Source organism: Amycolatopsis sp. NPDC058986, from assembly GCF_042741125.1.
GTDB lineage: Bacteria > Actinomycetota > Actinomycetes > Mycobacteriales > Pseudonocardiaceae > Amycolatopsis.
The window spans coordinates 134,850-147,160 of sequence record NZ_JBHYJW010000017.1 but is presented as its reverse complement, the minus strand read 5'-3'; the positions used below and the strand labels follow the sequence as shown (position 1 = coordinate 147,160).

General features: G+C 67.2%; 14 protein-coding genes. 7 read left to right on the top strand and 7 right to left on the bottom strand.

Annotated elements, in window-relative coordinates; genetic code table 11:
* Window positions 1-66 precede the first annotated feature (66 nt).
* Window positions 67-1,077 (bottom strand): ABC transporter substrate-binding protein, encoded by a 1,011-nt coding sequence (locus tag ACFW0G_RS17735; protein WP_378326378.1) that lies wholly within the window; start codon window positions 1,075-1,077, stop codon window positions 67-69.
* Window positions 1,078-1,142: 65 nt separating this feature from the next.
* Here ACFW0G_RS17735 and ACFW0G_RS17730 point away from each other — a divergent pair, with 65 nt between their 5' ends.
* The 4 genes from ACFW0G_RS17730 to ACFW0G_RS17715 are packed head-to-tail and all read left to right on the top strand — an operon-like array spanning window position 1,143 to window position 3,941.
* Window positions 1,143-2,165, top strand: coding sequence for a FecCD family ABC transporter permease (locus ACFW0G_RS17730; protein WP_378326377.1), 1,023 nt, complete (start codon window positions 1,143-1,145; stop codon window positions 2,163-2,165).
* Entirely contained in the window at window positions 2,162-3,172 is a 1,011-nt protein-coding gene (locus tag ACFW0G_RS17725; RefSeq protein WP_378326376.1) for a FecCD family ABC transporter permease, read from the top strand. The genes ACFW0G_RS17730 and ACFW0G_RS17725 overlap by 4 nt, the downstream gene beginning before the upstream one ends.
* Before the next feature lie 50 nt (window positions 3,173-3,222).
* Window positions 3,223-3,579 (top strand): hypothetical protein, encoded by a 357-nt coding sequence (locus tag ACFW0G_RS17720; RefSeq protein ID WP_378326375.1) that lies wholly within the window; start codon window positions 3,223-3,225, stop codon window positions 3,577-3,579.
* The gene (locus ACFW0G_RS17715) at window positions 3,579-3,941 is read left to right on the top strand and encodes a hypothetical protein (RefSeq protein ID WP_378326374.1); all 363 of its coding nucleotides are present in this window, start codon (window positions 3,579-3,581) and stop codon (window positions 3,939-3,941) included. The genes ACFW0G_RS17720 and ACFW0G_RS17715 overlap by 1 nt, the downstream gene beginning before the upstream one ends.
* Here ACFW0G_RS17715 and ACFW0G_RS17710 read toward each other — a convergent pair.
* From ACFW0G_RS17710 to ACFW0G_RS17685, 6 genes are all read right to left on the bottom strand, one after another.
* Window positions 3,925-4,167, bottom strand: coding sequence for a DUF397 domain-containing protein (locus ACFW0G_RS17710; RefSeq protein ID WP_378326373.1), 243 nt, complete (start codon window positions 4,165-4,167; stop codon window positions 3,925-3,927). The two genes, ACFW0G_RS17715 and ACFW0G_RS17710, sit on opposite strands and share 17 nt — an antisense overlap.
* Entirely contained in the window at window positions 4,130-5,023 is an 894-nt protein-coding gene (locus tag ACFW0G_RS17705; protein ID WP_378326372.1) for a helix-turn-helix domain-containing protein, read from the bottom strand. Before ACFW0G_RS17705 ends, ACFW0G_RS17710 begins: the two co-directional genes overlap by 38 nt.
* Before the next feature lie 109 nt (window positions 5,024-5,132).
* A complete protein-coding gene (locus ACFW0G_RS17700) occupies window positions 5,133-5,672 on the bottom strand; it encodes a hypothetical protein (RefSeq protein ID WP_378326370.1) in 540 nt (179 codons plus the stop codon).
* Window positions 5,673-5,861: 189 nt separating this feature from the next.
* Window positions 5,862-6,704, bottom strand: coding sequence for a transglutaminase domain-containing protein (locus ACFW0G_RS17695; RefSeq protein ID WP_378326368.1), 843 nt, complete (start codon window positions 6,702-6,704; stop codon window positions 5,862-5,864).
* The gene (locus tag ACFW0G_RS17690) at window positions 6,701-7,645 is read right to left on the bottom strand and encodes an alpha-E domain-containing protein (RefSeq protein ID WP_378326366.1); all 945 of its coding nucleotides are present in this window, start codon (window positions 7,643-7,645) and stop codon (window positions 6,701-6,703) included. Before ACFW0G_RS17690 ends, ACFW0G_RS17695 begins: the two co-directional genes overlap by 4 nt.
* A 12-nt stretch (window positions 7,646-7,657) precedes the next feature.
* The gene (locus ACFW0G_RS17685) at window positions 7,658-9,319 is read right to left on the bottom strand and encodes a circularly permuted type 2 ATP-grasp protein (protein ID WP_378326365.1); all 1,662 of its coding nucleotides are present in this window, start codon (window positions 9,317-9,319) and stop codon (window positions 7,658-7,660) included.
* Window positions 9,320-9,467: 148 nt separating this feature from the next.
* On the opposite strand from ACFW0G_RS17685, the gene ACFW0G_RS17680 reads away from it, so the two are divergent.
* The 3 genes from ACFW0G_RS17680 to ACFW0G_RS17670 are packed head-to-tail and all read left to right on the top strand — an operon-like array spanning window position 9,468 to window position 12,164.
* Window positions 9,468-10,400 (top strand): ABC transporter substrate-binding protein, encoded by a 933-nt coding sequence (locus ACFW0G_RS17680; protein ID WP_378326364.1) that lies wholly within the window; start codon window positions 9,468-9,470, stop codon window positions 10,398-10,400.
* 25 nt (window positions 10,401-10,425) lie between these two features.
* A complete protein-coding gene (locus tag ACFW0G_RS17675) occupies window positions 10,426-11,391 on the top strand; it encodes an amino acid ABC transporter permease (protein WP_378326363.1) in 966 nt (321 codons plus the stop codon).
* Window positions 11,388-12,164 (top strand): amino acid ABC transporter ATP-binding protein, encoded by a 777-nt coding sequence (locus tag ACFW0G_RS17670; protein WP_378326362.1) that lies wholly within the window; start codon window positions 11,388-11,390, stop codon window positions 12,162-12,164. Before ACFW0G_RS17675 ends, ACFW0G_RS17670 begins: the two co-directional genes overlap by 4 nt.
* Window positions 12,165-12,311: the final 147 nt, after the last annotated feature.

The window sequence follows — 12,311 nt, the reverse complement described above, 5'->3', positions numbered from 1 at the left end:
GCCGTTAAGGCCACCTTACGTGCATCAGACGCCCGTAAGGTGGCCTTAACGGCATGTGGCCCGCGCTCAGGCGAAGCGGTTCAGTGCGGCGGTGAGGGACGAGAGTTCCTGGGTGAAACGCTGGTAGGAGAACGGCGTTTCGTTGTTCCACGCGATCAGCCGTCCCGCCTTCACCGCGGGCAGCTGCTGCCAGGTCGGGACGCCGCCGAGGCCGTCGGGGCCGAGCGACAGCGAGCCGCCGCGCGAGTCGTACATGATCACGTCGGCTTCGTACTTCCCGATGTTCTCCCAGCTCACCTGCTCGTAGTAGCCGCCCTGCGAGTTGTCCGGGTTCTGCGGCGCGACGAACTTCATGCCCTTGTTCTGGTAGTGCTTGCTGGTCGCGAAGGCGGGCGCGTTCGCGACGTAGCAGGTGTCCTTCTGCGCGGACAGCAGCAGCACCTTCAGCCCGGACGTCTTCTTGATCGCCTCGCCCAGCGCCGCGTCGGCCTGCTCGAAACTCGCGCGGGCCTGCTGCACCGCGGGCGCCTCGACGTCTGCGCCGAGCGCCTTCGCCAAAGCTGCGAACTTGGCGATTCCCTCCGGCATGGCGATGCCCTGCAGGCCGACGCCGACGCTCGGCGCCGCCTTGTCGACCTTGTCGGCCTGCGTGTCCGGGACATACCACATCTGCTGCTTGAGGTAGATCACGCTGACCAGCAACTGCGGGTTCAGCGAGACGAACTTGTCGAAGTTGAACTCGTTCCACACGTTCCCGAGCGAGGTCACGGCGTTCAGATCGACGCCGCCGACCTGCGGGTCCGGCTTGCCGTCGGCCAGCTTCGACGGGCCGAAGATGCCGATCGGCCGGATCCCGTAGTCCCACAGCGCCGCGGCCGCCGTCACCTGTGCGACGATCCGGGTAGGCCGCTCACCGTCGAGCTTCCGGCCGCGGTCGTCGGTGTACGTCCACGTCGCGCCCCCTGAGCCGGACGGCTTGTCCTCGGTGTAGCCGCAGGCGCTCAGCAGGGTCATCGCGCCGGCCGCGGCGGTGCCCGCGAGGAAACCGCGGCGGGACAGCGTGGGCAGGTTGTTCATCGGGATCGTCCTTCTTACCGGGGAGTATGCGAGCCTTAGGCTAGCCTTGCCTTAATGTGAAAGCCATGGTCCAGGCAATGGCACGCGTCACCGAGGGGCGCACCAGAGGCTCGACGCGGACAATGGTGCTGGTCGGAGCGCTGCTCGCGCTCGCGGCAGCGTTCCTGCTGTCCATCGGGTTCGGCTCGAACGCGCTCTCGCTCGGCAGCGTTCTCCACGGTCTTTTCGCGTACGACGGCAGCTTCGACGACGTCGTCATTCGCGACGACAGGCTGCCCCGCACGGTGGTCGGTGTCGTGGTCGGCATGGCGCTCGGCCTCGCGGGTGCGCTGCTGCAGGCGATCACCCGCAACCCGGTCGCCGACCCCGGACTGCTCGGGATCAACTACGGCGCCGCGTTCGCGATCGTCCTCGGGTCCGCGTTGTTCTCGGTGACCGCGCCGGACCAGCTGATCTGGTTCGCGTTCGGCGGCGCGCTGTTCGGCACCTGGCTGGTGTCGGTGATCGGCGGCGCGGCGAGCCCGATCCGGCTGGTGCTCGCCGGGGTCGCGGTGCAGGCCGTCTTCGTCGGGCTCAACCAGGCGTTGCAGGTGATCAACACGCACAACCTGGAGCAGATGCGGTTCTGGCTGGTCGGTTCGCTGGTCAACCGTGACCTCGGCGCGCTGGCCGGACTGGTGCCGTTCTTCCTGGTCGGCGTCGTGCTTGCGGCGGTGCTCGGGCGGCCGCTCAACGCGACCGCGCTCGGCGAGGACACCGCCCGCGGGCTCGGCGCGAATCCGGCGTTCACCCGGCTCGCCGGAATGGTCGCCGTCGGGCTGCTGTCCGCGGCCGCGACCGCCGCGTGCGGCCCGATCGCGTTCGTCGGCCTGATGGTCCCGCACGTCGTACGGTTGCTGGTCGGCCAGGACGAACGCTGGGTGCTCCCGCTGTCGGCCCTGCTCGCGCCGGTGTTGCTGCTCATCTGCGACGTGCTCGGCCGCGTGCTTGGTTCGCCGGGCGAGATCCAGGTCGGCGTGATGATGGACGTTGTCGGCGGGATCGCGTTCATCGTCGTGGCACGACGGCTCAAGGCGGTGCGCCGATGACGACGGTCGTTTCGCGTGAGGCAGGCCTCGACCGACGGTCCATTGTGGTCGTCGCGGCGCTCGTGGTGGTGACGCTGGCTTTGGTCGTCCTTTCGGTCGGTACCGGCGACTACGACATGACCCCTGGCGAGGTGCTCCGCACGCTCGCCGGGCAGGGCACGAAGGCGCAGTACCTGGTCGTCACCGGACGTCTGCCACGCGTGCTGGTCGCGCTCCTCGTCGGAGCGGCGCTCGCGCTCGCGGGGTCGGTTTTCCAGACGCTGACAAGGAATCCGCTCGGCAGCCCGGACATCATCGGCTTTACCACCGGGTCCGCGACCGGCGGCGTCGTGATGATCCTGGTAGTCGGCTCGGCGCCGGGGCTCGTCTCGCTGGGCGCGCTCGGCGGCGGTCTGCTCACGATGGTGGTGGTCGCCGCGCTGTGCGCGCCGCATGGGCTGTTGAGTTCACGACTCGTGCTGCTCGGGATCGCGATGAGCGCGGTGCTGGCGGGCGTCAACGCGTACCTGTTGGTCAAGGCCAGCAAGGAAAACGCCGCCCGCGCGACGGTGTGGCTGGTCGGTGACCTCGCCGGGCGCGACTGGAACTACCTCGTGCCGCTCGCGGTCGCGATGGTGATCCTGGTGCCCGCGGTGCTGGTCAACGGCCGCGCCCTGCGGATGCTGGAAATGGGCGACGACGCCGCGACCGGTGTCGGCGTCGCGGTCGGCCGGATGCGGAATTTGTTGCTGCTGCTGGCAGTCGCGCTGGTCGCCGCCGCGACAGCCGCTGTCGGCCCAATCCCCTTCGTCGCGCTGATCTCCCCGCAACTTGCCCGCCGGATGACGCGCCTGCCCGGCCCGAACCTCGTGGCCTCGGCCTTCGTCGGCGCGCTGCTCGTGGTCGCCGCGGACTACCTCGGGCAGCGCGTTCTCGGTGCGTCGCTACTGCCGGTGGGGGTCGTCGCGGCGACTTTGGGCGGGGCGTACTTCGTGTGGTTGCTGCTGGTCGGCCGCCGTCGCGCGTGATGCATTGCCCGGATTCGAGGGATGTAGTACACTGTATTACAGTCTGAAGTGTGGGAGGAGACCTTTACGACGGCATACCCGTCGATCAGTTGTCGTTCGAGGCAGTGCATGTGCCGGATCCGGAGCACCTGCGCCGCTCGTTGCGTTATCCGGGTGCGCTCGATATCGAGCCCGAGCATGCGGTCGAGGCCGCGCTCGACCCGGATCGCCTGGTAGCGCGGGATCCGTCCTCGCGGACCGGCGAGTCGATCCGGGTCATCGGCTATTCGGCCGGGATGGATCGGGTTCTGGTGGTGGTGCTTGTACCGGAGGGCCATCCGCCGCAGGGCGTCTGGCATGTCGCGACGGCGTGGCCGGGTGACAAACGGATCCGGCAGATTTATCGACGAATATGGGTGGTGCAGTGATGACGGATGAAGAGCTTCGTACGCGGATCGAGGAAGCGGCGGAAGACGCCGAGGCGAACCCCAATGTCGATGTCACCTGGTCTCGCGTGTCACCGCCGAAGAGCCCGACGGCGGTGTACAGCGTTCGTATCCCGGTGGACAGGATCGAGGAGTTGCGAAAGTTGGCGGCGGAACGCGGTGTGCAGCCAACGGCGCTGATCCGCACCTGGGTCCTCGCCCAGCTGGACGCCGCGAACGACGCGGACGACCAGACGAGGGAGTGGGAGAACGAAGTGCGGGCCACGATCGATCGGCTGCGGTCGTTGCTCGACCAGCGGTCCGGGGTCCCGGCGGCCGAGGCCTGCGTCAGCGCACCGAGCTGAGGAAGGAGTGCCAGGCAGTTGAGGGGAAGGTGAGCGCGCCGGAAGCAGGGGCCTTGGAGTCGCGGACGGCGATCTGATCGGGAAGAGCTGCGATCTCGACGCAGTTGCCGTTTCCAGTGCCGCTGTAGCTGCTCTTCACCCAGGCGACCTCGATGCAGTCGCCGTTCCCGCTACCGCTGTGGCTGCTCTTACGCCAGGTCAGACGTGCCTGCTCGACTAGAGTCATGATCAGTCCTCAGAACGTCGTAGTCGCTTGCCAGGGTGGCAAGCATCTCCTGGGATTGTCTCGCATCCAGCGCGGCTCCGGCCACCCGTGACAGCACAGCTCGGTGCGCGTCCACGTCGGCTGGCTCTTTGAGAAACACGCTCGCGGTGTAGGTCTCGTTGTAAACGATCGGCTTGTGATTCTGGTATTTCATCAACCTGAAGGGAGGAAAGATCCCCGACGGGAAAGCGGCGGCTGGGACTACTCGGATATTGCAATCCGTGCGATGCCCGGCTAGCACCAGGTGCAGCATTTGTTCATGCATGACCTGCGCATCGCCGATGATGGAACGCAGGACATGTTCGTGCATGAAGAAGTCGAACACAGGGTGTTCGCGTTGGCGGATAAGGCTCTGCCTGGCGATCCGGGCTTTGACCCTGATCTCGATGTTGTGCTCGTCGTGGGTGCCGTTGTGCCGGAACACGGCACGGGCATAGTCCTCAGTCTGGAGAATTCCCGGAACCAGCTGTGATTCGTACAGGGTGATGCCGGTGGCTGTGGTCTCGTGGGTGACGAGGGTGCTCAGCTCATCCGGCAGCTGATCGTGGTGCGGCCGGAGGCGGTACGGGTCGTCGGCTTCCCTCGCCAGGTCCCTGAGCCGCCGGATTTCGTCGCCGGATACGCCGCAGAAGGCCAGTAGCCGGATGAGGTCGAACTCTTCGATCCCCCGCAGTCCGTGTTCGATGCGGGAGATCTTGCTGGCCGAACAGCCCAGCTTCCGCGCGAGCTGGGCTTCGGTCAGCCCGGCCGCGAGCCGGGCGCGCCGCAGGTCATTGCCTAGTTCCTTGGCCTGCGGCGTCGCCTTTCGCGCTTCCATGCGATCAACCTAGAACCGCTGGTCAACAGCATGGGAGCGCGACACCGCCGAATCATCACAACGGATGCCGGCTTGCCACCCGGCACGGATTACGCCGATCGGGCGGCGCTTACTTCGCGGGCTCGGAGCGGAACGACAGGCCGCCCTTGTTGCAGGCGACGATGGTGGTGCTCTTCATCGTGGCATGCGGGACCATGGCGCAGGTCCAGCCCGAAGCCAGCTTGGCTTCGCGCATGGTGCCGCCCTGCGGGTCGACCGGGTACTTCTTGTACTCGTCCATGACGTTGAACACCTCGGTGCAGCCCACGGTCCCGGCCGGAGTGCTCTCGGCGAGAAGATTCTGGGAGTCCTTCTGGGCCGGGTCGATGGGACCGCAGTTGACGTCCTTGTGGTCGGCCGGGTTGTCGACCGGCATGCTGCCGGGCGCTTCGGACGGGGCGGGCTTGCTGGGCTGGCGGTTGGCGCCGGGCGCGGTGCCGATACCGGAGTTCGCGGAACCGGGAGCGGCACTCGGGTCGGTCTTGGCCGCGGCGGCGGTGACGGTCGGCGCCGAGGTGTTGGCGGGTGCGGCGTTGGAGCCGCACGACGACAGCAGCAGGGCACCGCCGGCGACGGCGGCCGGGACGAGGGCGAGCAGGCGCTTGTTCATGGTGTGTCTTCCCCCTTGTGAAAGATTTTTCGCTCTTTGCCTGTCCAGACGGGCGAGCTGAGGACCGGGTTGCTCCTGCAGGCAAACATAAATTACTGACTACCCGGCGCAACCCGTGAAGGGTTCACACGTCAAAGGGGTCTGCCCGGGGACACCCCGGGTTGCGGACCGCGCAACAAAACAGCCGGCTCAGGCCAATCGGGTCAGTTCCACCGAGACGTCCAATGTGGACTGGCCGCCCCCGGTGAAGATTCCCTTCAACGGCGCCACGTCGGCGTAGTCGCGGCCGGTCGCGACCCAGACGTGCCGGGGACCGACAGGGATCGCGTTCGTCGGGTCGTGGGCCCACCAGCCGCCGGTCCAGACGTCCACCCAGGCGTGGCTTTCCCCGGCGACGACCTCGCCCAGCTTCGCCTCCGGCTTCGTGTGGAGGTAGCCCGAGACGTACCGCGCGGGGATCCCGATCGCTCGCAGCATCACCAGCGTGACGTGGGCGAAGTCCTGGCACACGCCCTCGCGTGCCCGCCACGCGTCCGTCGCCGTGCTGTGCACCCCGGTCGTCCCCGGCTGGTACTTCAGCTGCTTGTTGACCCACTCGCACACCGAAAGCACCGCGTCCGCCGGGTCCAGTCCCTTGCGCAGGTCACGGGCCACTTTGGACAGTTCGGGATCGCGCGGGGCGTACGGCGTCGGCGTCAGGTACTCGGTCCGGTGGTCGACGACGGTGTCGCTGTGCAGTTCCTTCCACGTGGCCGTGCGGATCGGTTCGGCCTCGTCGGCGGTCTCGACGACCGACGTCGCGAGCACGGTGAACTCCGTGTGCGGCGCGTGCAGGTCGAACGACGTGACCACGGTGCCCCAGTAGTCCGTGTACCGGTACGCACGCGTGGCCGGCGTCGTCTCGATGCGCGTCGCGACCGTGGTCTGGCGCCGGTCCGAACGCGGGGTCAGCCGGGCCTCGTTGTACGACTGGGTCGCGGGCGTCGCGTACCGGTAACCCGTCCGGTGCGCCACCCGAAGCTGCCACGTCACAGCGAAACCTCCGCGCCGCTCCAGGCCACCCACGGTGACGTGTGGAAGTACTGCATCGAAACCGACTCGCCGATGTCCTTTATGGACGTCTGAAGGGAGCCGAGCCGCCGGGGCAGATCCTCCAGCAGGTCCGACGGCCGCAGGAACTCCAGCTCGCTGCGTGCCCTGCCGAGTTCGCGCAGCGCCTCCGACTGCTCGTTGTGACGCGCGCCGCCGCCGGGGTCGAGCCGTTGCAGGCAGTCCTCGGCCTGGCGCAGCGCGTGGAACACCGAACGTGGGAACAGGGTGTCCCGCATCAGGAACTGCACGACGCGTCCGGCGTCCAGCGCACCCCGGTAGGTCCGTAGGTAGGTGTCCTGCGCGCCCGCCGAGCGCAGCACGGTGATCCAGCCCGGCGAGGAGGCACGATCGGAGACCCGCGAGAGCAGCAGCCGGACGATCATGTCCGCGCGTTCGATCGAGCGGCCGAGCACCATGAACAGCCAGCCGTCGTCGCGGCTCATCGTCGAGTCGGCGAGTCCGGCGAACATCGCCGCTCGTTCCTCCACAAAGGACAGAAAGGCGTGTGGTCCGGCGCGGCGGGCGTACCGCTGCCGGTCCGGCACCGCGTTCCACGTCGCGTTCAGGCATTCCCACAACTCGGTCGAGACGACCTCGCGCGCGCCCCGGGTGTTCTCCCGCGCGGAGTTGATCGAGCCGACGATCGACGCCGGGTTGTCCTTCGCGTAGGCGACCAGTTCGGTCAGCTTCCACACGTCCAAGGACTCGACCTCGGCCGGGATACCGAGCACCGCCAGCAACTGGCGGCTCGCGTGGTCCGGGTCCACGGTCGCGTCCTCCAGCAGCTGGTGCACCGAGACGTTGAGGATCCGGGAGGTGTCGTCGGCGCGTTCGACGTACCGGCCGATCCAGTACAGCGACTCCGCGTTGCGTGCCAGCACTACGAACCTCCCTTAGTTCTGCTGCTGTTGCTGTTGTTGCTGTGACGTGGAAAGTTCCGGCCCCTGTTCGGCGATCAGACCGTCCACAGCGGACACCTCGCCGAGCGCGGGCCGGTCCAGCTCGCGCTCGGCGGTGGACGACCGGGCCGCGAGCACCCAGGTGTCCTTGGAGCCGCCGCCCTGCGAGGAGTTGACCACCAGGCTGCCCTCCGGCAGTGCGACCCTTGTCAGCCCGCCGGGCAGCACGAAGATCTCCTTGCCGTCGTTGACCGCGAACGGCCGGAGGTCGACGTGCCGCGGCGCCAGCCTGTCGTCCACTTTGGACGGCACGGTGGAGAGCTGGACCACCGGCTGGGCGATCCAGCCGCGCCGGTTCGCCTTGACCTTGCGCCGGAGCGTGGCCAGTTCGGCGGCGGTCGCCTCCGGGCCGAACACGATCCCGTACCCGCCGGAACCCTCGACGGGTTTGATCACCAGTTCGTCCAAATGGGACATCACGTGGTCGAACTCGTCCGGCAGCCAGCAGCGGAAAGTGTCCACATTGGGCAGTAGCGGCTTCTCGTTCAGGTAATACTTCACCATTTCGGGCACGTAGGTGTAGACGAGCTTGTCGTCGCCTACGCCGTTGCCGATCGCGTTCGCCACCACGACGTTGCCCGCACGGGCGGCGTTCAGCACCCCGGCCACACCGAGTACGGAGTCGGGCCGGTAGTGCACCGGATCGAGGAACTCGTCGTCGATGCGCCGGTAGATCACGTCGACCTGCTTCTCGCCCTCGGTGGTACGCAGGTAGACGACATTGTCCCGGCAGAACATGTCGCGGCCTTCGACCAGCTCGACGCCCATCAGCCGCGCCAGCAGGGAGTGCTCGAAGTAGGCCGAGTTGTAGACACCCGGCGTCAGCACCACGACCGTCGGATCGGCCACATTGGACGCTGCCGCCGCGCGCAGCGCCCGCAGCAGATGTGACGCGTAGTCGCCGACCGGCCGCACCCGGTGCTGGGCGAACAGATCCGGGAACACCCGCGCCATCGTGCGGCGGTTTTCCATCACGTACGACACCCCGGACGGGTTGCGGAGGTTGTCCTCCAGTACCCGGAACGTACCTTCCTCGTCCCGCACGAGGTCCACACCGGACACATGGAGACGGACGCCGTTGGGCGGGTTGATGCCGTAGGCCTCGCGCTGGAAGTGTTCGCACGAGGTGATCAGCCGTCGCGGCAGCACACCGTCCCGCAGGATCTGGCGATCGCCGTAGACGTCGGCGAGGAACGCCTCCAGCGCTCGTACCCGTTGCGCCACCCCGCGTTCGAGCTTGCTCCATTCGGCCGAAGGGATTACGCGCGGAACCAGGTCGAGCGGGAACGGCCGTTCCTGCCCGGACAGGGAGAACGTGATGCCCTGGTCGACCATCGCCCGGTCCAGTGCGGCCGAGCGGGCGGTCAGGTCGTTGGCGTCCAGCGCCGCGATCGACTGGTACAGCGCCCGGTACGGCCCGCGGACCGTGCCGTCGGCGGCGAACATCTCGTCGTAGGCGTCCGCGTGCGGCCGCTGCGGCGCGAGATAGCCGTCGAACTGCGCACCCGGCCGCGAGGTCCGTCGTCGCTGCGCGGGTCGCGCACGTCGTCCGGCGGGAGGCAGGCGGGGCACCGGGTTGTTGGTCATGGTCGTCATCCTCGCTCACGCTGCCCGTCCGGCGCGATACCGACAGTCAGAACCCGGTCCGGCGAAACGGCGCCGTAACGTCCCGGTGCTGTGCTAGACCTCCGATGAGTGGCAGTATGCGAGCACTCGACAGCTTGAGACTACGAGGAGTAACAACGTGGCCCGAGGACCCCAAGTGAAGGCGTTCGCGCTGCTCCCGGCGTTCGCGTTGGTCGGCCTGACCATGGCGTGCGGTGCGGGCGGAAGCGGCGCGCCCGCCGCCACGAAGAGCAGCGGCGCGCCCGGTGCGGCCACGGAGATCAAGCCGGCCGCCAAGGACGACAAGCTGGCCGCGCTCGTGCCGGACAGCGTGAAGGCCGACGGCAAGATCCTTTTCGGACAGGACCAGAGCTATCCGCCGAACGAGTTCGTCGAGAACGGCAAGCCGGTCGGCTTCGACGTCGACCTCGGCACCGCGGTTGCCCAGGTGCTCGGCCTGCAGAGCGAGTTCCAGAACTCCGACTTCTCCGGGATCATCCCCGGCGTCGAGGCCAGCAAGTACGAGATGGCGATCTCGTCGTTCACCATCAATGCCGACCGCATGAAGACGGTCGACATGATCTCCTACTACAAGGCCGGTACGTCGCTCGGCGTGCTCAAGGGCAACCCGGAAAAGCTGACCCCCGACACCCTGTGCGGCAAGAACATCGCCGTGCAGAAGGGCACTACGCAGGTCGAGGACCTCGACGCGAAGAACAAGAAGTGCACCGAGTCCGGCAAGCCCGCCATCAACATCACCCAGCTGCAGGCCCAGACCGATGTGAACCTTGCACTGAACGCCAAGCGCGTCCAGGGCGAGCTGGCCGACTCGCCGGTCATCGACTACGCCATCACCCAGACCAACGGGCAGATGGAGCGCGTCGGCGATCCGTACGACAGCCTGCCCTATGGCATCGTGCTGAAGAAGAACAGCGGTGACTACGGCAAGGCCGTGCAGGGCGCCGTGCAGAAGCTGATGGACGACGGCACGATGCAGAAGCTCATCGACAAGTGGAAGCTGAACCCGGTCGGGGTGCTGACGAAGTCGGAGATCAACCCGTCCGCCTCCTGACACGCCTAGTTAGGACTTAGTTCTCGTGTCGCAGAACCCCGAAGCGGCGCCTCCTCAGCCGGAGGCGCCGCTCGAAGCCGAGCCCATCCGCGCTGTCCCGGTGCGCCATTACGGTCGCTGGGTCGCCGGGGTGATCGTCCTCTTCCTCGCCTTCATCGTGGTCCGCAGCGTGGTCACGAATGACGCGCTCCACTGGCCGGTCGTCGGCGAGTACCTCTTCGACTACCGGATTCTGCAAGGCCTGCAGAACACCCTGATCCTGACCGTGGTGGCGATGATCATCGGCATCGTCGGCGGGATCCTGCTCGCGGTGATGCGGTTGTCGCCGAACCCGCTGATGTCCGGCGCGGCCGCCGTGTACGTCTGGCTGTTCCGTGGGACGCCGGTGCTCACCCAGCTGGTGATCTGGAACTTCCTCGCGCTGGCGTACTCCCGGATCGGGCTGGGCATCCCGTTCGGCCCGACCTTCTTCAGCTGGGACACCAACACGCTGATCAACCAGTTCACCGCGTCGCTGCTCGGGCTCGGGCTCAACGAAGCGGCGTATATGGCGGAGATCGTGCGTGGCGGTATCCAGTCCGTCGACAGCGGGCAGCTCGAAGCCTCCAGCGCGCTCGGCATGAAGCGGACGACCACGTTGCGGCGGATCATCCTGCCGCAGGCGATGCGCGTGATCATCCCGCCCACCGGGAACGAGACGATCTCGATGCTCAAAACGACGTCGCTGGTCGTGGTCATCGGGTACTTCGAGCTGATGGTCGCCGCGCAGACGATCTACTCGCAGAACTACCTGACGGTGCCGCTGCTCATCGTCGCGGCGATCTGGTACCTCTTCCTCACGTCGGTGTTGACGGTGGGCCAGTACTTCCTGGAGAAGTACTTCGCCCGCGGGACATCGAGAGACGTCGCGGAACGGACGAAGTGGGGGTCTCGAATGCTTGGCTTCCGGTCCGGCCAAGGTGGCGGCGGACAGGGAGGTGCGACGGCATGACGACGCCGGTCGTTTCCGCGCAGCGGATCTGCAAGAGCTTCGGCAGGGTCGACGTGCTCAAGGGCATCGACCTCGAAGTGCACGAACGCGAGGTGCTGTGCCTGATCGGCCCGTCCGGTTCGGGCAAGTCGACGCTGCTGCGCTGCATCAACCACCTCGAGAAAATCGACGCCGGGCGGCTCTACGTCGACGGTGTGCTGGTCGGCTACCAGCAGCGTGGTGACAAGCTGCACGAGCTGCGCGAGAAGGAAATCGCGTTGCAGCGCAAGGACATCGGCATGGTGTTCCAGCGCTTCAACCTGTTCCCGCACATGACCGCGGTGGAGAACGTCATGGAGGCGCCGGTCCAGGTCCGGCGCGAGCCGAAGGCCAAGGCGCGGCAGCGGGCGCTGGAGCTGCTGGAGCGGGTCGGTCTCGCCGACAAGGCTTTCAGCTACCCCGGCCAGCTGTCCGGTGGTCAACAGCAGCGGGTCGCGATCGCGCGGGCGCTGGCGATGCAGCCGAAGCTGATGCTGTTCGACGAGCCGACGTCGGCGCTCGACCCGGAACTCGTCGGCGACGTGCTCGGCGTGATGAAGCAGCTCGCGCAGGACGGCATGACGATGGTCGTCGTGACGCACGAGATGCAGTTCGCGCGAGAGGTGGCCGACACGGTGCTGTTCATGGACGGCGGCGTCGTCGTCGAAAAGGGGCCGCCGGAGCAGGTCATCGGGAACCCGCAACACGAACGGACGAAATCGTTCCTGGCTCGGGTGCTTAGTCCGAACGCGTGAACCCGGAACCCGCACTTTCCGCTCGGAGAGTGCGGGTTCCTTCGTGCGTTGTGGGTATTTCGGCCGGGTTCGGCCAAAGCGGCCACGCATATTCTGTGGGTTGGCTACCTTGGGTCACAGGGATGCTCTTGCTCGGGAGGGGGTTTC

Coding starts and splice junctions, on each gene's coding strand:
- ACFW0G_RS17710 (WP_378326373.1), bottom strand. CDS start 4,167: ATGACTCTAGTCGAGCAGGCACGTCTGACCTGGCGTAAGAGCAGCCAC.
- ACFW0G_RS17700 (WP_378326370.1), bottom strand. CDS start 5,672: ATGAACAAGCGCCTGCTCGCCCTCGTCCCGGCCGCCGTCGCCGGCGGT.
- ACFW0G_RS17725 (WP_378326376.1), top strand. CDS start 2,162: ATGACGACGGTCGTTTCGCGTGAGGCAGGCCTCGACCGACGGTCCATT.
- ACFW0G_RS17730 (WP_378326377.1), top strand. CDS start 1,143: ATGGTCCAGGCAATGGCACGCGTCACCGAGGGGCGCACCAGAGGCTCG.
- ACFW0G_RS17685 (WP_378326365.1), bottom strand. CDS start 9,319: ATGACGACCATGACCAACAACCCGGTGCCCCGCCTGCCTCCCGCCGGA.
- ACFW0G_RS17715 (WP_378326374.1), top strand. CDS start 3,579: ATGACGGATGAAGAGCTTCGTACGCGGATCGAGGAAGCGGCGGAAGAC.
- ACFW0G_RS17735 (WP_378326378.1), bottom strand. CDS start 1,077: ATGAACAACCTGCCCACGCTGTCCCGCCGCGGTTTCCTCGCGGGCACC.
- ACFW0G_RS17705 (WP_378326372.1), bottom strand. CDS start 5,023: ATGGAAGCGCGAAAGGCGACGCCGCAGGCCAAGGAACTAGGCAATGAC.
- ACFW0G_RS17670 (WP_378326362.1), top strand. CDS start 11,388: ATGACGACGCCGGTCGTTTCCGCGCAGCGGATCTGCAAGAGCTTCGGC.